At 39.3% G+C, this 13414-nt stretch carries 16 protein-coding genes; 8 read left to right on the top strand and 8 right to left on the bottom strand.

The genetic code is table 11. The features are described 5' to 3' along the window. Positions 1-8 precede the first annotated feature (8 nt). A complete protein-coding gene (locus ABVM50_RS07235) occupies positions 9-152 on the top strand; it encodes a hypothetical protein (RefSeq protein ID WP_185739462.1) in 144 nt (47 codons plus the stop codon). Further along, positions 153-287 (top strand): 30S ribosomal protein THX, encoded by a 135-nt coding sequence (locus ABVM50_RS07230; RefSeq protein WP_141876970.1) that lies wholly within the window; start codon positions 153-155, stop codon positions 285-287. Between the two features lies 1 nt (position 288). Here the strand turns inward: ABVM50_RS07230 and ABVM50_RS07225 are convergent, their stop codons facing one another. The 4 genes from ABVM50_RS07225 to ABVM50_RS07210 all read right to left on the bottom strand — a co-directional run bounded on the left by ABVM50_RS07225 (position 289) and on the right by ABVM50_RS07210 (position 3483). Next, the gene (locus ABVM50_RS07225) at positions 289-954 is read right to left on the bottom strand and encodes a uracil-DNA glycosylase family protein (RefSeq protein ID WP_405200692.1); all 666 of its coding nucleotides are present in this window, start codon (positions 952-954) and stop codon (positions 289-291) included. A gap of 4 nt (positions 955-958) precedes the next feature. Next, positions 959-1720, bottom strand: a complete 762-nt coding sequence (gene yaaA / locus ABVM50_RS07220; RefSeq protein ID WP_405200571.1) for a peroxide stress protein YaaA — start codon at positions 1718-1720, stop codon at positions 959-961. 91 nt (positions 1721-1811) lie between these two features. Continuing rightward, positions 1812-2870: an RluA family pseudouridine synthase gene (locus ABVM50_RS07215; protein WP_405200570.1), complete on the bottom strand. Its 1059-nt coding sequence runs from the start codon at positions 2868-2870 to the stop codon at positions 1812-1814. Further along, positions 2860-3483 carry a PASTA domain-containing protein gene (locus ABVM50_RS07210; RefSeq protein ID WP_295178882.1) on the bottom strand — a complete coding sequence of 208 codons (624 nt, stop codon included), beginning with the start codon at positions 3481-3483 and terminating at the stop codon, positions 2860-2862. The genes ABVM50_RS07215 and ABVM50_RS07210 overlap by 11 nt, the downstream gene beginning before the upstream one ends. Positions 3484-3584: 101 nt before the next feature. Here ABVM50_RS07210 and ABVM50_RS07205 point away from each other — a divergent pair, with 101 nt between their 5' ends. Continuing rightward, positions 3585-4562: a D-alanine--D-alanine ligase gene (locus tag ABVM50_RS07205; protein ID WP_405200569.1), complete on the top strand. Its 978-nt coding sequence runs from the start codon at positions 3585-3587 to the stop codon at positions 4560-4562. A 17-nt stretch (positions 4563-4579) separates the two neighbouring features. After that, positions 4580-5041: a pantetheine-phosphate adenylyltransferase gene (coaD, locus tag ABVM50_RS07200; protein WP_405200568.1), complete on the top strand. Its 462-nt coding sequence runs from the start codon at positions 4580-4582 to the stop codon at positions 5039-5041. On the opposite strand, the gene ABVM50_RS07195 is transcribed toward coaD, so the two are convergent. Further along, the gene (locus tag ABVM50_RS07195) at positions 5038-7329 is read right to left on the bottom strand and encodes a TonB-dependent receptor domain-containing protein (protein WP_405200567.1); all 2292 of its coding nucleotides are present in this window, start codon (positions 7327-7329) and stop codon (positions 5038-5040) included. The two genes, coaD and ABVM50_RS07195, sit on opposite strands and share 4 nt — an antisense overlap. A 9-nt stretch (positions 7330-7338) precedes the next feature. After that, the gene (locus ABVM50_RS07190; RefSeq protein ID WP_405200566.1) at positions 7339-8631 is read right to left on the bottom strand and encodes a PQQ-dependent sugar dehydrogenase; all 1293 of its coding nucleotides are present in this window, start codon (positions 8629-8631) and stop codon (positions 7339-7341) included. Between the two features lie 164 nt (positions 8632-8795). Here ABVM50_RS07190 and ABVM50_RS07185 point away from each other — a divergent pair, with 164 nt between their 5' ends. Further along, positions 8796-10547: a M14 family metallopeptidase gene (locus ABVM50_RS07185; RefSeq protein ID WP_405200565.1), complete on the top strand. Its 1752-nt coding sequence runs from the start codon at positions 8796-8798 to the stop codon at positions 10545-10547. Here ABVM50_RS07185 and ABVM50_RS07180 read toward each other — a convergent pair. Further along, a complete protein-coding gene (locus ABVM50_RS07180) occupies positions 10515-11138 on the bottom strand; it encodes an NUDIX hydrolase (protein ID WP_405200564.1) in 624 nt (207 codons plus the stop codon). The genes ABVM50_RS07185 and ABVM50_RS07180 overlap by 33 nt on opposite strands. Before the next feature lie 8 nt (positions 11139-11146). Between ABVM50_RS07180 and pyrE the strand changes: the two genes are divergently transcribed. Then, positions 11147-11788: an orotate phosphoribosyltransferase gene (pyrE, locus tag ABVM50_RS07175; RefSeq protein ID WP_405200563.1), complete on the top strand. Its 642-nt coding sequence runs from the start codon at positions 11147-11149 to the stop codon at positions 11786-11788. A 1-nt stretch (position 11789) separates the two neighbouring features. After that, positions 11790-12182 carry an SRPBCC family protein gene (locus ABVM50_RS07170; protein WP_405200562.1) on the top strand — a complete coding sequence of 131 codons (393 nt, stop codon included), beginning with the start codon at positions 11790-11792 and terminating at the stop codon, positions 12180-12182. Between the two features lie 33 nt (positions 12183-12215). Here the strand turns inward: ABVM50_RS07170 and ABVM50_RS07165 are convergent, their stop codons facing one another. After that, a complete protein-coding gene (locus tag ABVM50_RS07165; RefSeq protein ID WP_405200561.1) occupies positions 12216-12944 on the bottom strand; it encodes a biotin--[acetyl-CoA-carboxylase] ligase in 729 nt (242 codons plus the stop codon). A 92-nt stretch (positions 12945-13036) separates the two neighbouring features. On the opposite strand from ABVM50_RS07165, the gene rsfS reads away from it, so the two are divergent. After that, positions 13037-13408, top strand: coding sequence for a ribosome silencing factor (gene rsfS, locus ABVM50_RS07160; protein ID WP_141876957.1), 372 nt, complete (start codon positions 13037-13039; stop codon positions 13406-13408). Positions 13409-13414 lie beyond the last annotated feature (6 nt).

The following is a 13414-nucleotide window of genomic DNA, read 5'->3' as shown; positions in this document are numbered from 1 at the left end:
TATTAATTATGGGAGGACCAATTGAAGATAATAAGAGAGAAAGAACGAAAGAGCAGAAAAATCCAACGAATCCAACCGGAAATCGCAACGAAGAAACGAATAAGGTGGATATAGATGAAAAGACCATTAAAGATCAGCAAAACAAAAAATAAATGGGTAGAGGTGATAAGAAAACTAAAAGAGGTAAGATCGCGATTGGAACCAGCGGGAAGCTAAGACCAAAGCGTCGCAAATTTAAGATCAAACCTACTACACTGGCTAACCAGGATAAAAAAGAATTGCAGTGATCTAGAAAAATTCTATATACTGAAGAACCCTGAAATCAAGAGTATTGAATTCAGGGTTTTTCTTTTTCATTGCTTTATATAATTCAGAACTACCAATTGAAATATTCGCAGCGCCAGACGGTGCTATAAGCGAAACAGTCTTGATTGATCGTCCATCTAGAATAAACTGATGAACTCTGGGTGATTTATTTGACACGATCTTTAGCTTAATCTCTGCCGACTGTTCTTTGAGATATTTTCTGAAGAAATATTCCGGTCCGTTTTTAGAATTACCACCGGTGAAAAGAAGCGTATCAATTTTTGGATACTTCCGAAGAATTTCAAGCATATCGCGGAGTTCCACTTTTTGCATTCCCAGATCACTTGCATCGATCTTTTCCCGCCGGCTACTTTCCACTATATCGCAAATACCAATGTTTCTACTTTTCAAAAAATCCTGTCGTTGCTGTATCGCTTCTGAAGTGTTCTCATACTTCAGATCTAGCTGGAATATACGATCCAGCACTGGCCACAACAAACCATCCCTGCTTCCGTAGCAAAAATTGACATCATCTGGCTTCAATTCTCTACGTGTAAAACGTGGAGGAGGCAGCGTACCAACGATGAGTTTTGTGGCGCTTTCAGGAATGAATGGCGGAAATGGATGTGTATGGTGAAAAAGCTCCAGAAAATTATCTTATAAAGGTTGGCTGATCTTCTTTCTCCGTATGCTCTTCGCTAAATCGATAATCATCGTAATCGAACCCTTGAATATCTTCCAGAGTTTCACAATCTTTATCGATAATATATCTTACCATCGAACCACGGGCTTTCTTCGCATAAAAACTGATAATCTTCAGCTTCCCGTTCTTGTAATCCTTGAAAACTGGCGCAATAACCGGAACTTTCAATTGTTTCGTATCTACTGCCTTGAAATATTCATTACTGGCAAGATTCAGAAACAACTCATCTTCTTTCAACTCATCATTCAGCGATTGCGTGATCTTTTCTTTCCAGACTTCATAAAGATTATCCTTTCTTTCGATCCCAATGGAAGTACCCATTTCCAGCCTGTACGGCTGCATCAAATCCAATGGTCTTAAGATCCCATACATCCCGGAAAGTATTCTCAAGATATCCTGAAGTTTATCAAGTTTATCTGTAGGAATTGTATAAGCATCCAAACCTGTATATACATCCCCATCGAACGCATACATCGCCGGTCTTGAATTCTTCTTGGTATGATTTTCTTCGAATTCCTGGTACCTCGTATAATTCAGGTCAGCCAGTTTATCACTGATACTCATCAATTCTGAAAGATCTGACTTGGTCTGGCGAGACAACTTTCTATTGAGTTTAGCGGTAGTTTCCAGAAATTGTGGCTGTGTACCTCGATTGCTGGGTAGTTTTGAATCGTAATCCAGACTTTTAGCTGGGGAAACAACAATTTTCATCTTCCTGTTTTTCCCAAATATAAGCCGAATCACTAGAATTTCTGAAGGCTAATAAAATTAGTTATCGATAGATCAATAGACAGCTTTTATCCTAAAGATTCTCAAGCTGACTTTTTGCATAAGATCTCCATTTATCCACGCAATTTTGAATATCCTCAGGTATTTCAGTATTAAAGCTCATCCATTTTCCAGTTTTTGGATGTGTGAAACCTAAAGTTTTTGCATGCAAGGCCTGCCTTGGAAGTATTTTGAAGCAATTATCTACAAATTGTTTGTACTTGGTAAATGTGGTGCCCTTAAGAATCCTGTCTCCTCCATAGCGCTCATCATTAAAAAGTGTATGTCCAATATATTTCATATGAACTCGTATCTGGTGTGTTCTACCAGTTTCCAGTTTACATGAAACCAGGGTTACATACCCAAGTCTTTCAATCACTTTAAAATGCGTCACCGCTGGTTTTCCTTCTTCTGCAAGGTCTCCCTCGTAAACCAAGTTCTGTAATCTATTCTTTGGGTTTCTACCAATATTTCCTTCTATAGTTCCTTCGTCTTCTTCTACATTCCCCCAGACGATCGCTACATATTCTCTTTCGCTGGTTTTATCAAAGAATTGCTTTGATAGATGCGCCATCGCTTCTTCGGTCTTCGCAATCACCAGTAGGCCGCTCGTGTCCTTATCGATCCTGTGAACCAATCCTGGTCGATCACTACTATTATTCGGTAGATTATCAAAGTGATGTACAAGTGCGTTGATAAGTGTCCCACTATAGTTTCCATGACCGGGATGTACTACCATTCCAGGAGGCTTATTAACTACCAGCAGCGTATCATCTTCATATTCAATATCAAGCGGAATATCTTCAGGCACTAGTAAGAATTCGTAAGGAGGATGCTCGAACATCACTTGAACGGTGTCTCCAGCCTTCACCTTAAAATTTTGCTTTACAGTTTCACCATTTACATAGATGTTTCCGCTCTTAGCCGACTTCTGAATTTTATTACGGGTAGCATTCTCGATGAAATTCATCAGGAATTTATCCACTCTTAGTGGTTTTTGACCGGAATCTGCTACGAACTTATGATGTTCATAAAGACTTTCATTCTGGTCATTATCTTCAATTTCGTCGTTCTGGTCTATATTAGAATTCATCTACTTCGCTTTCAGTTTCCTGTTGAACATCCAGACTATCGTCTTCAAGTTCTCTATATCTTCCACTACCATCGCCCAACACGAGGTCTAATACAGAAGTTTTCATTAATTTCTCACCAGCTTCCACCAGCTTACCTTTATGTCTAATTTCCAGCACAGCATCTTCAGCAATGTCTGGCTTGTAGCTAACATCGCCAATCTCAAAACCTAAAGATCTCAAGGTTGGTTCTACCTGTCTGCGGGTTTTTCTAATCAAATTCTCCGGAATTTCAACTTTACGATATCCGGAAGGATTCAGGGTTAAGTAGATCTTACGGTCTTCCTTTACAAATTTACCTGGTGCTGGTGCCTGTTCTATTACTGAATATCTCGGGAAATCCGGATTGAAATTTGCAGAATCGAGGATTTCGAAATCAAGATTGAGTTCATCCAGGCGATCCTCTACTATATCCAGATTCATCTTGGCGAGGTCGGGAACTTCGATTCGCTGATCCTGATTAGTGGAGTAATCCAGCCATTGCATAGCCAGAAAAGCAAGTACAACCAATACAATACCGGCAAGCACCAATTGAATTAAAAAGGTCTTGCTGAAAATAAATCGAAAAAATCCCATAGTTTCATGATAATGGACAAAGATATAAAACCCTTTGGTTTTGGTGACTGCCCTATTAAGTGATATTTTTGTTTAACGACTTCAAACCGGAAATATTGAATATGAAGAAAAATATCGCCATCGCTATGGGCGGTTATTCCAGTGAATACCGCATTTCGATAAACAGTGGTAATATCGTTTATAAACATCTTGATCGTGACCTTTACGAGCCATACCGTGTTCATATCCTGCAAAGCGAATGGTTTGTAGTAACGGAAGATGACACCCCTTATCCTATCAATAAAAGCAACTTTACGGTTACCATCGATGACAAGGTTATTAGCTTTGATTGCGTTTTTAATACGATTCATGGTACACCGGGAGAAAACGGACTACTTCAGGCATATTTAGAGCTTATTGGAGTACCGCAAACCAGTTGTGACTACTACCAGTCGGCATTGACCTTCAACAAACGGGATCTTATTTCGGTTTTAAGACCTTACGGAGTCAAAACTGCCACAAACTATTTCCTGAATAAAGGCGAGGATATCGATACAAAAGCTATCGTAGATCGCGTTGGTCTTCCATGTTTTGTGAAGGCAAATCGTGCGGGAAGTAGTTTTGGGGTAACTAAAGTTAAAACCGAAGAAGAAATAGTTTCTGCGGCTAAGACTGCTTTTACTGAAGATGATGAAGCGATCATTGAATCATTTCTGGATGGAACTGAAGTCTCTGTTGGGGTGATCATGTACAAAGGCGAAATTGTCGCTTTGCCGGTTACTGAAATTGTTCCTGATGGGGAGTTTTTCGATTATGAAGCTAAATACCTCGGAAAATCCCAGGAAATCACACCAGCCAGAATTTCTGAAGAAGATACTTTGAAAGTACAGGAGATTGCCAAAATGATCTACCGTAAACTGAAGATGAAAGGTTTTTCAAGATCAGAATTTATCTTTCATGAGGGTGAACCACATTTTATAGAAATGAACACCAACCCGGGAATTAGTCAGGCAAGTATTTTACCTCAACAAGCCGAAAAAGCAGGAATCACATTAAAAGATCTATTTGGTAGTGCCGTGGAAGCAGCATTGAATCAATAGGAACTAAATCGCGTATTATGAAAATAGCAGTTTTCCCAGGTAGTTTTGACCCGCTAACCTTAGGTCACACAGATATTATCGATAGAGCTTTGCCACTTTTTGACAAGATCATTCTGGCTATAGGAACTAATTCCAGTAAAAAGTATATGTTCAGCCTGGAAGAAAGATTGCATTTTCTAAAAGAAACATATAAAGATGAAGCAAAAATTCTGGTAGAAACTTATAGCGGACTTACCGTAGACTATTGCAAATCCAAAAACTCAGAATTCATTTTAAGAGGTTTGCGCAATGGCCAGGATCTTGAATTTGAGAAGGCTATTGGACAAACTAATTACAAAATGGCCGGTATTGAAACTATATTTTTAATCTCCAGTTCTGGCCTCGCTCATATTTCTTCCACCGTGGTAAGAGATGTGATGCGTCACGGTGGAAGTTATGAATTTATGGTTCCTGAAGTTGTAAAAACCCAGTCTTCTTAAAGGCTTAATTTCAAATTTAGACCCGCGTAATAATTTCTTGGCATTCCCGGGTAATAATAACGTGGTGCAGAACCTCCAAAACCTACCGCGTTGGTAACGATACTTGAAGCATAAAGCTCATCTGTGATATTATTGATACCAAAGCTCGCACCTGCCTGCAAATAACTGGTTAATTTTGTATTGTAATTCATTCTGAAATTCAGCAATTCGTAAGCTTCAGTATAACCAGAATTGGAATCATCCAAAGCCATTTCTCCAAACATCTGGTAATTTATATTTGCCGAAAAGTCCTTATAATCGAATCCAATAGTTGGTGTCACCATATATTCCGGAACACCTGGTAATTCGTTTCCAGAATAATTTTCGCCCAGATCTACGAATTTATCAAACGTATAATCGGTAAGATTCGCATTCAGCATAAAGTTCAACGAGAGATCATTCGAAATTGGTTGCTGGTAAACTGAAGTAAATTCCAGCCCATAGTGATCAGACTTTCCTGCATTGACTCCTACATAGCGATCCTGGTCAATTCTTCTGGCTACCAGAAGATCCCGAATCTGTATAGAATAAGCGTTCACTTCAGTATATAACCTGTTTTCAAGCCAGTTACCTTTAAAGCCTATTTCGTAGTTCCAGCCAGTTTCTGTTTGAAGATCTGTGTTGATATTTCCTTCCGGAGTTAAGGTTTGCGCTACCGTAGGAGTAGAAAACCCATGACTCGCTGACGCATAAAAGTGCTTTCCAGCAAAGGCTTCATAGCTTAACCCCAGTCTCGGAGAAAGTACTGCATCAAAACTATAATCCCCAGACTGATCTTCTGAATCTTGATTAAAATTATCCTCTAAATCGTAGGAAGTAGTATTAAAATTCATTCCAAGATCAGCAGTCAGTTTCGAGGTTAACTCCAGCTGAACCTGTCCAAAGAAATTGATATAATTTCGATCCTGCTCATTATTGCTTAGACTGTTTCCCTGAACACTGCCTTGATTCTCAAAATCCTGATATAGGTTCTGGTAGGTTTGAACTTCGTAGAACTCCAGCATCCCTTCCGCTCCAAAACTGACTTTCGCAGGCATACTGGCGATTGCAGTTTCGTGATTAAAATTGGTTCGCAGACCTATAGAATTCCTGTCTTCATCAAGAATATCAAATGGTCGTGGTTCGTATCCATCACGAGAATTCAGAAAAACGGTGGTTTGATTTTTCCAGTTTTCAGAAAAGTTATGAGTATATGCTAAACCAAGAATATTCTTATCATAAGATTCATAACCTTCAGCACTTCCCCAAGTAAAGGCAGCTTTTGTGGGGGAGTTTAGAAAATTATCCTGATTCAAAGAACTTGGAATAAAGGCTTTTAGATTGGTATAGTTGTAGAAAAGACCCCAGCGGTTTCCTTTTTTATTTAGCAAACCAGCTGTCACCACTAATGAATTTCGATCATAAGCGCCGTTATCACGATACCCATCGCTATCCAGTTTATTATAATTGATCGCAATGTCAAGACTATCTTCTACATAGTTTACATTTACACCCGTTTTCATGGTATTAAAACTTCCGTAGCTAAAACCCGTCTCTACAGAGCGTTGGTCCTGCCTGTTTCGCTGAGTATAAAGATTGATGGCACCTCCTAACCCTGCTCCAAATATGGAAGAAACCGGACCTTTATAGATCTCAATCCGGTCAAGGTATGAATTGTCAAAATCGTCCAGCGTTAGTTCACCTTCCGCAGTAGTGAGAGGAATTCCATTGATATAAGCTTTGATACGGTTCGTACTGTATTGAGCACGAGCACCAATTCCTCTAATATCGATCTTGTTGGTATTCAGCGCGCCCTGGCTAACAAAAACACCGGGCACATAATTGAGATTTTGCACCAGGTTGAAATCATCCACTCGTTTAAGGTCTTCTGCTGAAAGCACACTCACCGCCGCTGACTCCTTCAATAATTTCTGCGGAATATTGGAACTACGCAAAACAACTTCAGATAAAATATCAATATCTCGCTGTAGTTCAATAATGTTTCCTTCTTCTGAAGCATTAAAAATTTCAGTAGTGGTCTTATATCCTATAAATGAAAATTTCAGCTTCAACGGAAAACTGATTCCGTCAAAACTGAAATATCCATTAGTATCTGTTACCTGAATTTTTCCTGATCTCACGGCAGTCACCGTAACATCATTCAGGAATTCTCCAGATTCGGAGTCCTTTACTTTCGCGCTAAAATTCTGTGAATTTACTATAGCAGAAGTGAATAGCAAGAAAGCAAGGACTAAATGTAGTTTCTTCAAATTTTCTAATTATTCTGCGGAGACTCTCCAAATTGTGTTTCCGTCGTCATCATTAACAAGTAGAGATCCATCAGGAAGCGTTGTTACACCAACTGGCCTACCATAAACCTGGCTTGAATCGTCGCTGGCAATAAAACCAGTAAGGAAATCCTCCGGTTCCTGCGGAATTCCGTTCTCATCGAAAGGAATGAATACCACTTTATATCCAGCAAAATTCGACCTGTTCCATGATCCATGCTGACCTACAAATGCTCCATTATGATACTTCTCCGGGAATGCTTCCTGAGTATAAAAAGTCAATCCAAGTGATGCAGTATGAGCACCCACTGGCACATCTGGAATAATAGCCTTTTCTACCAGCTCATTATGTGGATCATTGGCCCATCTTGGATCTTTGATATCACCATAATAAGAATATGGCCAACCGTACCAACCACCATCTTTCACACTGGTTACATAATCTGGCACCAAATTATCACCAATCTTATCTCTTTCATTTACGGCTGCCCAAAGTTCACCGGTAATTGGATTCCAGTCCACACCTACTGGATTTCTCAAACCAGAGGCATAAATTCTTTCGCCACTACCATCAGGATTGATCTCGATTATATTGGCTCTGCGTTCTTCTTTCTCCATCCCGTGTTCACCAACATTACTGGAACTACCTACAGTGATGTATATTTTCTTGTTATCAGGACCGGCGATCATATTTCTAGTCCAGTGGTGATTATAACCTCCTGCAGGAAGCGCGTAAACATCTTCCCCTTTTTGATCAATAGCATTCTGTCCTTCCTTATATGGAAAACGAACTACGCCATCTACATTGGCTACGTAAAACCAGTTTCCCATCACTAACATTCCGTATGGCTGATTCAGGTTTTTAAGAAAACTGTATTTTTCATCAGGTACTCCATCCTGGTCCTTATCACGAAACATCGTAATCTTATTCGCACTTTTCTTGGCGTCATCAGACTCTACTACGAAAATATCATGGTTTGGAGCGACATATGTACGTCTTGGATGTTCCAGACCTTCTGCGAATTTTGTCACCTTAAACCCAGCTGGTGCCTTTGGCATCTCTCCTACTGGCCATTCAACTAACTTGCTTTCCTTGCTTACAGACTCAGTTGAAAACGGCGCTGGAAGTTTTAGTTCCCCAACGGTCGTTTTAACGATATCTGGTTCAGATTGAGCCAATTCATTCTTTTTCTCCTCACTTAGATTCTCAATAGCCTGACCGGTCATATTTACCGAAAACAGGACGGTTCCAGCTAAACACAGATTTCTTATATTCTTTCTCATCTTTCAGTTTTCAACAAAAATAACCTGTTTTAAATGGCTGCAATAAACTGGAGAAGGGATTAGTTTTAATTTAACATCGACTGGCATGCTTCTAGAAATGCACTCATTTTTAGCAAGAGTGTCAGTTTTTGAGTAAGTTTACGCTTCCATTTTTAGAAATATTTATGAAAAAATTGTGGTTGATATTGGGGCTGGCAATCAGCTTTAGTTCTTGCGACTTTTCGAAATACAAACTGGTTAAGGATTACGATTTCGAAACGCGTTTCGAAAAATCTGGTGGTAAGGAAACTGGCACCTACGAGGAAGTTATTAGCTATTACGAAAAACTTGCTGAAGCATATCCTTCCGTAGACCTTATTGAATTTGGAAGCACAGATAGCGGCTATCCTTTGCACCTGGCCATTTACAATGCGGATGGAGAATTTGACCTGAATAAGATACGCAAGTCGCATAGTTTTATTCTTATCAATAACGGAATTCACCCTGGGGAAAGTGATGGTATCGACGCAACCATGATGCTCTTTAGAGATATGGCTGGAGATTCCATAAACTCACCAAAGAATACGATCGTTGCCACCATTCCTATTTACAATGTTGGCGGAGCACTAAATCGTAACTCAGGCACAAGAACCAATCAGAATGGCCCAAAAGAATACGGTTTCCGCGGAAATGCCCGTAACTATGATCTAAACCGGGATTTTATAAAAGCCGACACTAAAAATGCTCAAACCTTCTACGAGATTTTCCATTATGTAGACCCGGAAGTATTTATCGATAATCACGTAAGTAATGGTGCAGATTACCAGTATACTCTTACCCACCTTTTTACTCAGCATGACAAACTTGGAGGGAATCTTGGTAAATATTTAAATGAAACCATGATGCCCGCTCTGGAAGATTCCTTAAAGAATAAGAATTGGGATATCACGCCTTATGTAAATGTTTTCAATGATGTTCCAGAAGCAGGTTTTTCCCAATTTATGGATTCTCCAAGGTACAGCACAGGTTACACCACTTTATGGAATACCCTGGGAATGATGGTAGAAACACATATGCTTAAAAGATATGACAAGCGGGTGTATGGGACCTACGAGTTGATGCAATCTATGATCAGGATCACAGACAAGGAATCATCAAGGATTAAGGATTTACGCAACCAGGCAAAAAGAAAGTATTTAACAGACAGGCATTATAACCTGAAATTTGAAGTTGACGAGGAAAACCCGAGCAAAAGAGATTTTAAAGGTTATGAAGCTGAAAATATTGCCAGCGAAGTCACAGGTGGTGAACGTCTGAAGTATGATGACAGTAAAGAATTTACTAAAGAAATAGCCTACTACGATAATTTCAAGGCTACTGAAGAAATAGAGATACCACGAGCTTACGTAATTCCCCAAGGTTGGTGGCAGGTTGTGGACCGACTGAAAATGAATAATATTAAGATGGATCCGCTGGATCGTGATACACTGATCCAGGTTGAAGTTTATAAGATCGAAGATTACGATACTTCAAAAAACCCATATGAAGGTCACTACCCACATCAAAATACGAAAGTGAGTAAGACAACGGAGGAAGTTCGTTTTAGAAAAGGTGACTTCCTGGTGACTACATTTCAGGATGGAGCGCGATATCTTCTGGAAACTCTGGAACCAACTGCGACAGATTCCTTCTTCAACTGGAATTTCTTTGATACCGTTCTTCAGCAGAAAGAAGGCTTTTCTCCTTATGTTTTCGAAGATAAAGCGAAAGAATTGCTTGACAGCGATGCTGAACGTCAGAAGAAATTCGATCAAAAGAAAAGGGAGGATGCAGATTTCAGAAATAACTGGTATGCGCAACTGGATTGGCTGCATAAGCAATCTTCAAATTATGAAGAAGCACATTTACGCTATCCTATCTTTAGATTGCCCCGCTAAATAACGTTCAGGAAAAAGCATTAAAATATTCGCATAGGATTTTGTGAGTGCCTTCTGGGTTTTCTCATAATTCTTCCATTTTGCTTTTTTGATCCCTTCTTTAGCTTCCGGCACCAGGTCACCATCAAATTCGGTATACATTTCGTACCAGTAAGTTTCCTTTAAGCGAAGTTTGCCATTCCTTTTGAAAATATGAAAGGTCCTGGTGATGAAACGTTTGATCTCGAGTCCCTGAACACCGGTCTCCTCTTCTACCTCACGAATCGCGGAGTCCTCAATACTTTCATCCTTTTCTGTTTTCCCCTTCGGAAGGTCCCAACGGTGATTGCGATAGATAAATAGAATTTCTTCCTTTGAATTGATCACCATTCCGCCAGCAGCAGTTACTACCTTCATTTTCTTCAGAAGAAGATCCAGCAATTTGGTTTCATCCTTATTGTAAAGATTTACGTGGGTGAGTCTGCCATCCAGGATCTTCCGGACTATCTTTTTGAGACGAACTGTTTTTAATCGATAGTTCTTATAGTTTCCTCCAAAATCCTTTCTCGTAGAAATTATTATGGGGATATCATTCACAAAAACTTTATACATTTGTATCTATGATTTTGAATAAGGAAACAGCAAAAAAGACCGCTGAGCTTTTAATGCAAATTAAAGCAATAAAATTAGAACCGCAAGAGCCTTTTACATGGGCTAGCGGCTGGAAGTCGCCAATCTACTGCGATAACAGAATTATTCTTTCCTATCCTAGCATTAGAAACTATGTTAGAGAGCATTTCGCCAAGCAAATTGAATTGAAATACGGCAAAGCAGATGTTATTGCTGGAGTTGCGACTGGTGCAATAGGGATTGGAATGCTGGTAGCAGAATATCTAAGTCTTCCATTTGTCTATGTGCGGCCTGAACCAAAAAGCCATGGTAGAAAAAACCAGATCGAGGGAAACCTGGATCAGGGACAAAGCGTTGTCGTTATTGAAGACCTTATAAGTACCGGTAAAAGCAGTCTGAATGCGGTGAACGCACTAAAAGAAGCTGGTGCCAATGTCAAGGGGATGTTCGCTATTTTCACCTATGGTTTTGATGCTTCAGAAGAAAATTTCAAAGCAGCAGAAATAGAACTACACACCTTGAGCGATTACGATCATTTGATAGATACTGCTCATAACACCAATTATATAAACACTGAAGAAGCCGGGATACTTAGAACTTGGAGAAAAGATCCGGCAAACTGGAAACCATAATATGAAATTAGAAAGTCAAAAAGTACAAGCGAATAAAAGTCAGCAGGAAATGTTCAATTTCCTGACCAATGTTGAGAACTACGAAGAGATCATGCCTAAAAGCAAGGAAAAGTTCGTGGTTACTGCTGAAGATACCTTTATTTTTCAACTAAAAGGTATGCCGGAGATCAAATTAAAGATCACAGAAACAAAGGAACCGGAATTAGTTGTTCTTGGATCAACTTCAGATAAGTTTCCTTTTAGTTTAAATACCCATATTTCTTCTGCTGGGGAAAATAGCAGTGAAGTGCAAATGGATTTTGTGGGAAAATTTAATGCGATGATGGGCATGATGATCAAAGGCCCGCTGCAAAAGTTCATTAATGCTCTTACTGAGAATATTGGGAAGCTCTAAAATTTACAAAGGCCGGATTCATTTCCGGCTTTTTTAATACAGCAATTTGATTTCCTTAAGATCATAAGTCTGGAATAACTCTTCTTCCTTTTCTACCTTCAGTTTTCCTTCGGAAGTGACCCCTCTAATAATCCCGTTAAACTTAGATCCTTTAGCTTCAAACGTGGAAATGATATCCTTTCGGAATAAGTTCTGCTGATATTGATACATAAGCTCTTCTTCACTCATTTTGCTTAATGCTTTCAATTGAAAGTCAAGAGTTTCACAAAGCTCATGAAGAAGTTCATCAACATTCCAGTGAATACCGGTAACGTTCTTTAAAGAAGTGGCCTGAGGCAGATTATCAAAGTTGGTCTGATTCACATTAATACCAATCCCTATGATACTTGCGACAATGCCTTCGGTCTTGACAATATTTTCGATAAGAATTCCTCCCAGCTTTTTTCTTTGTGACATAATGTCGTTAGGCCATTTAACCTTAAGATGAGGTATATTTTTAGCTCCAAGGACCTCTAAAATAGCCAGAGATATGCAGATGTTGAGATTGAAATATCCCGAAATATTGAGTTCCTGCTGTGGGTAAAGTATACTGAAAGTGAGATTATGACCGGGTTGCACATACCAGTTGGCACCTCTCTGCCCTCTGCCGTTTGTTTGATGCGCTGCACTTACGCACACAGGTTCAAAATGACCTTTATTGTCATAGAACTTACGTACGAAAGTATTCGTAGAGTCAATGGCATCAACTTTGATTATACGCATGATAGTTATAAGAGATATAGGCGTTAAATCTTCTGTAAGAATCTCTTCGAAAAGAGCAAAAAATGATAAATTTGCATAAATAAATCAAATTAATGTCAGAAAAGGAAAAAAACAGCGATCAACTTATTGCACATATTATTAAAGGGATTGAGGAAGTGAAGGGTAATGACATTGATATCCTTGATCTTAGAGAAATTGAAAACACAGTTTGCGACTACTTTATAATCTGTAACGGTACTTCAAACACACAGGTTAACGCCATAGTCAATTCCATACAAAAAACGGTTAGTAAAGAATTAAAGGATAAACCCTGGCACATCGAAGGTAGCGAGAATGCCGAATGGGTGCTCATGGACTACGTCAACGTTGTTGTACATGTTTTCCAGAAGCATATCCGGGAATTTTACGATATTGAAAGCCTTTGGGGTGATGCGAAGATCACTTCTATCCAAACAAGTTATTAAATTTAA

This window comes from Christiangramia sp. LLG6405-1 (assembly GCF_045055805.1).
Lineage (GTDB): Bacteria > Bacteroidota > Bacteroidia > Flavobacteriales > Flavobacteriaceae > Christiangramia.
This window is presented reverse-complemented; position numbering and strand designations above follow the sequence as displayed.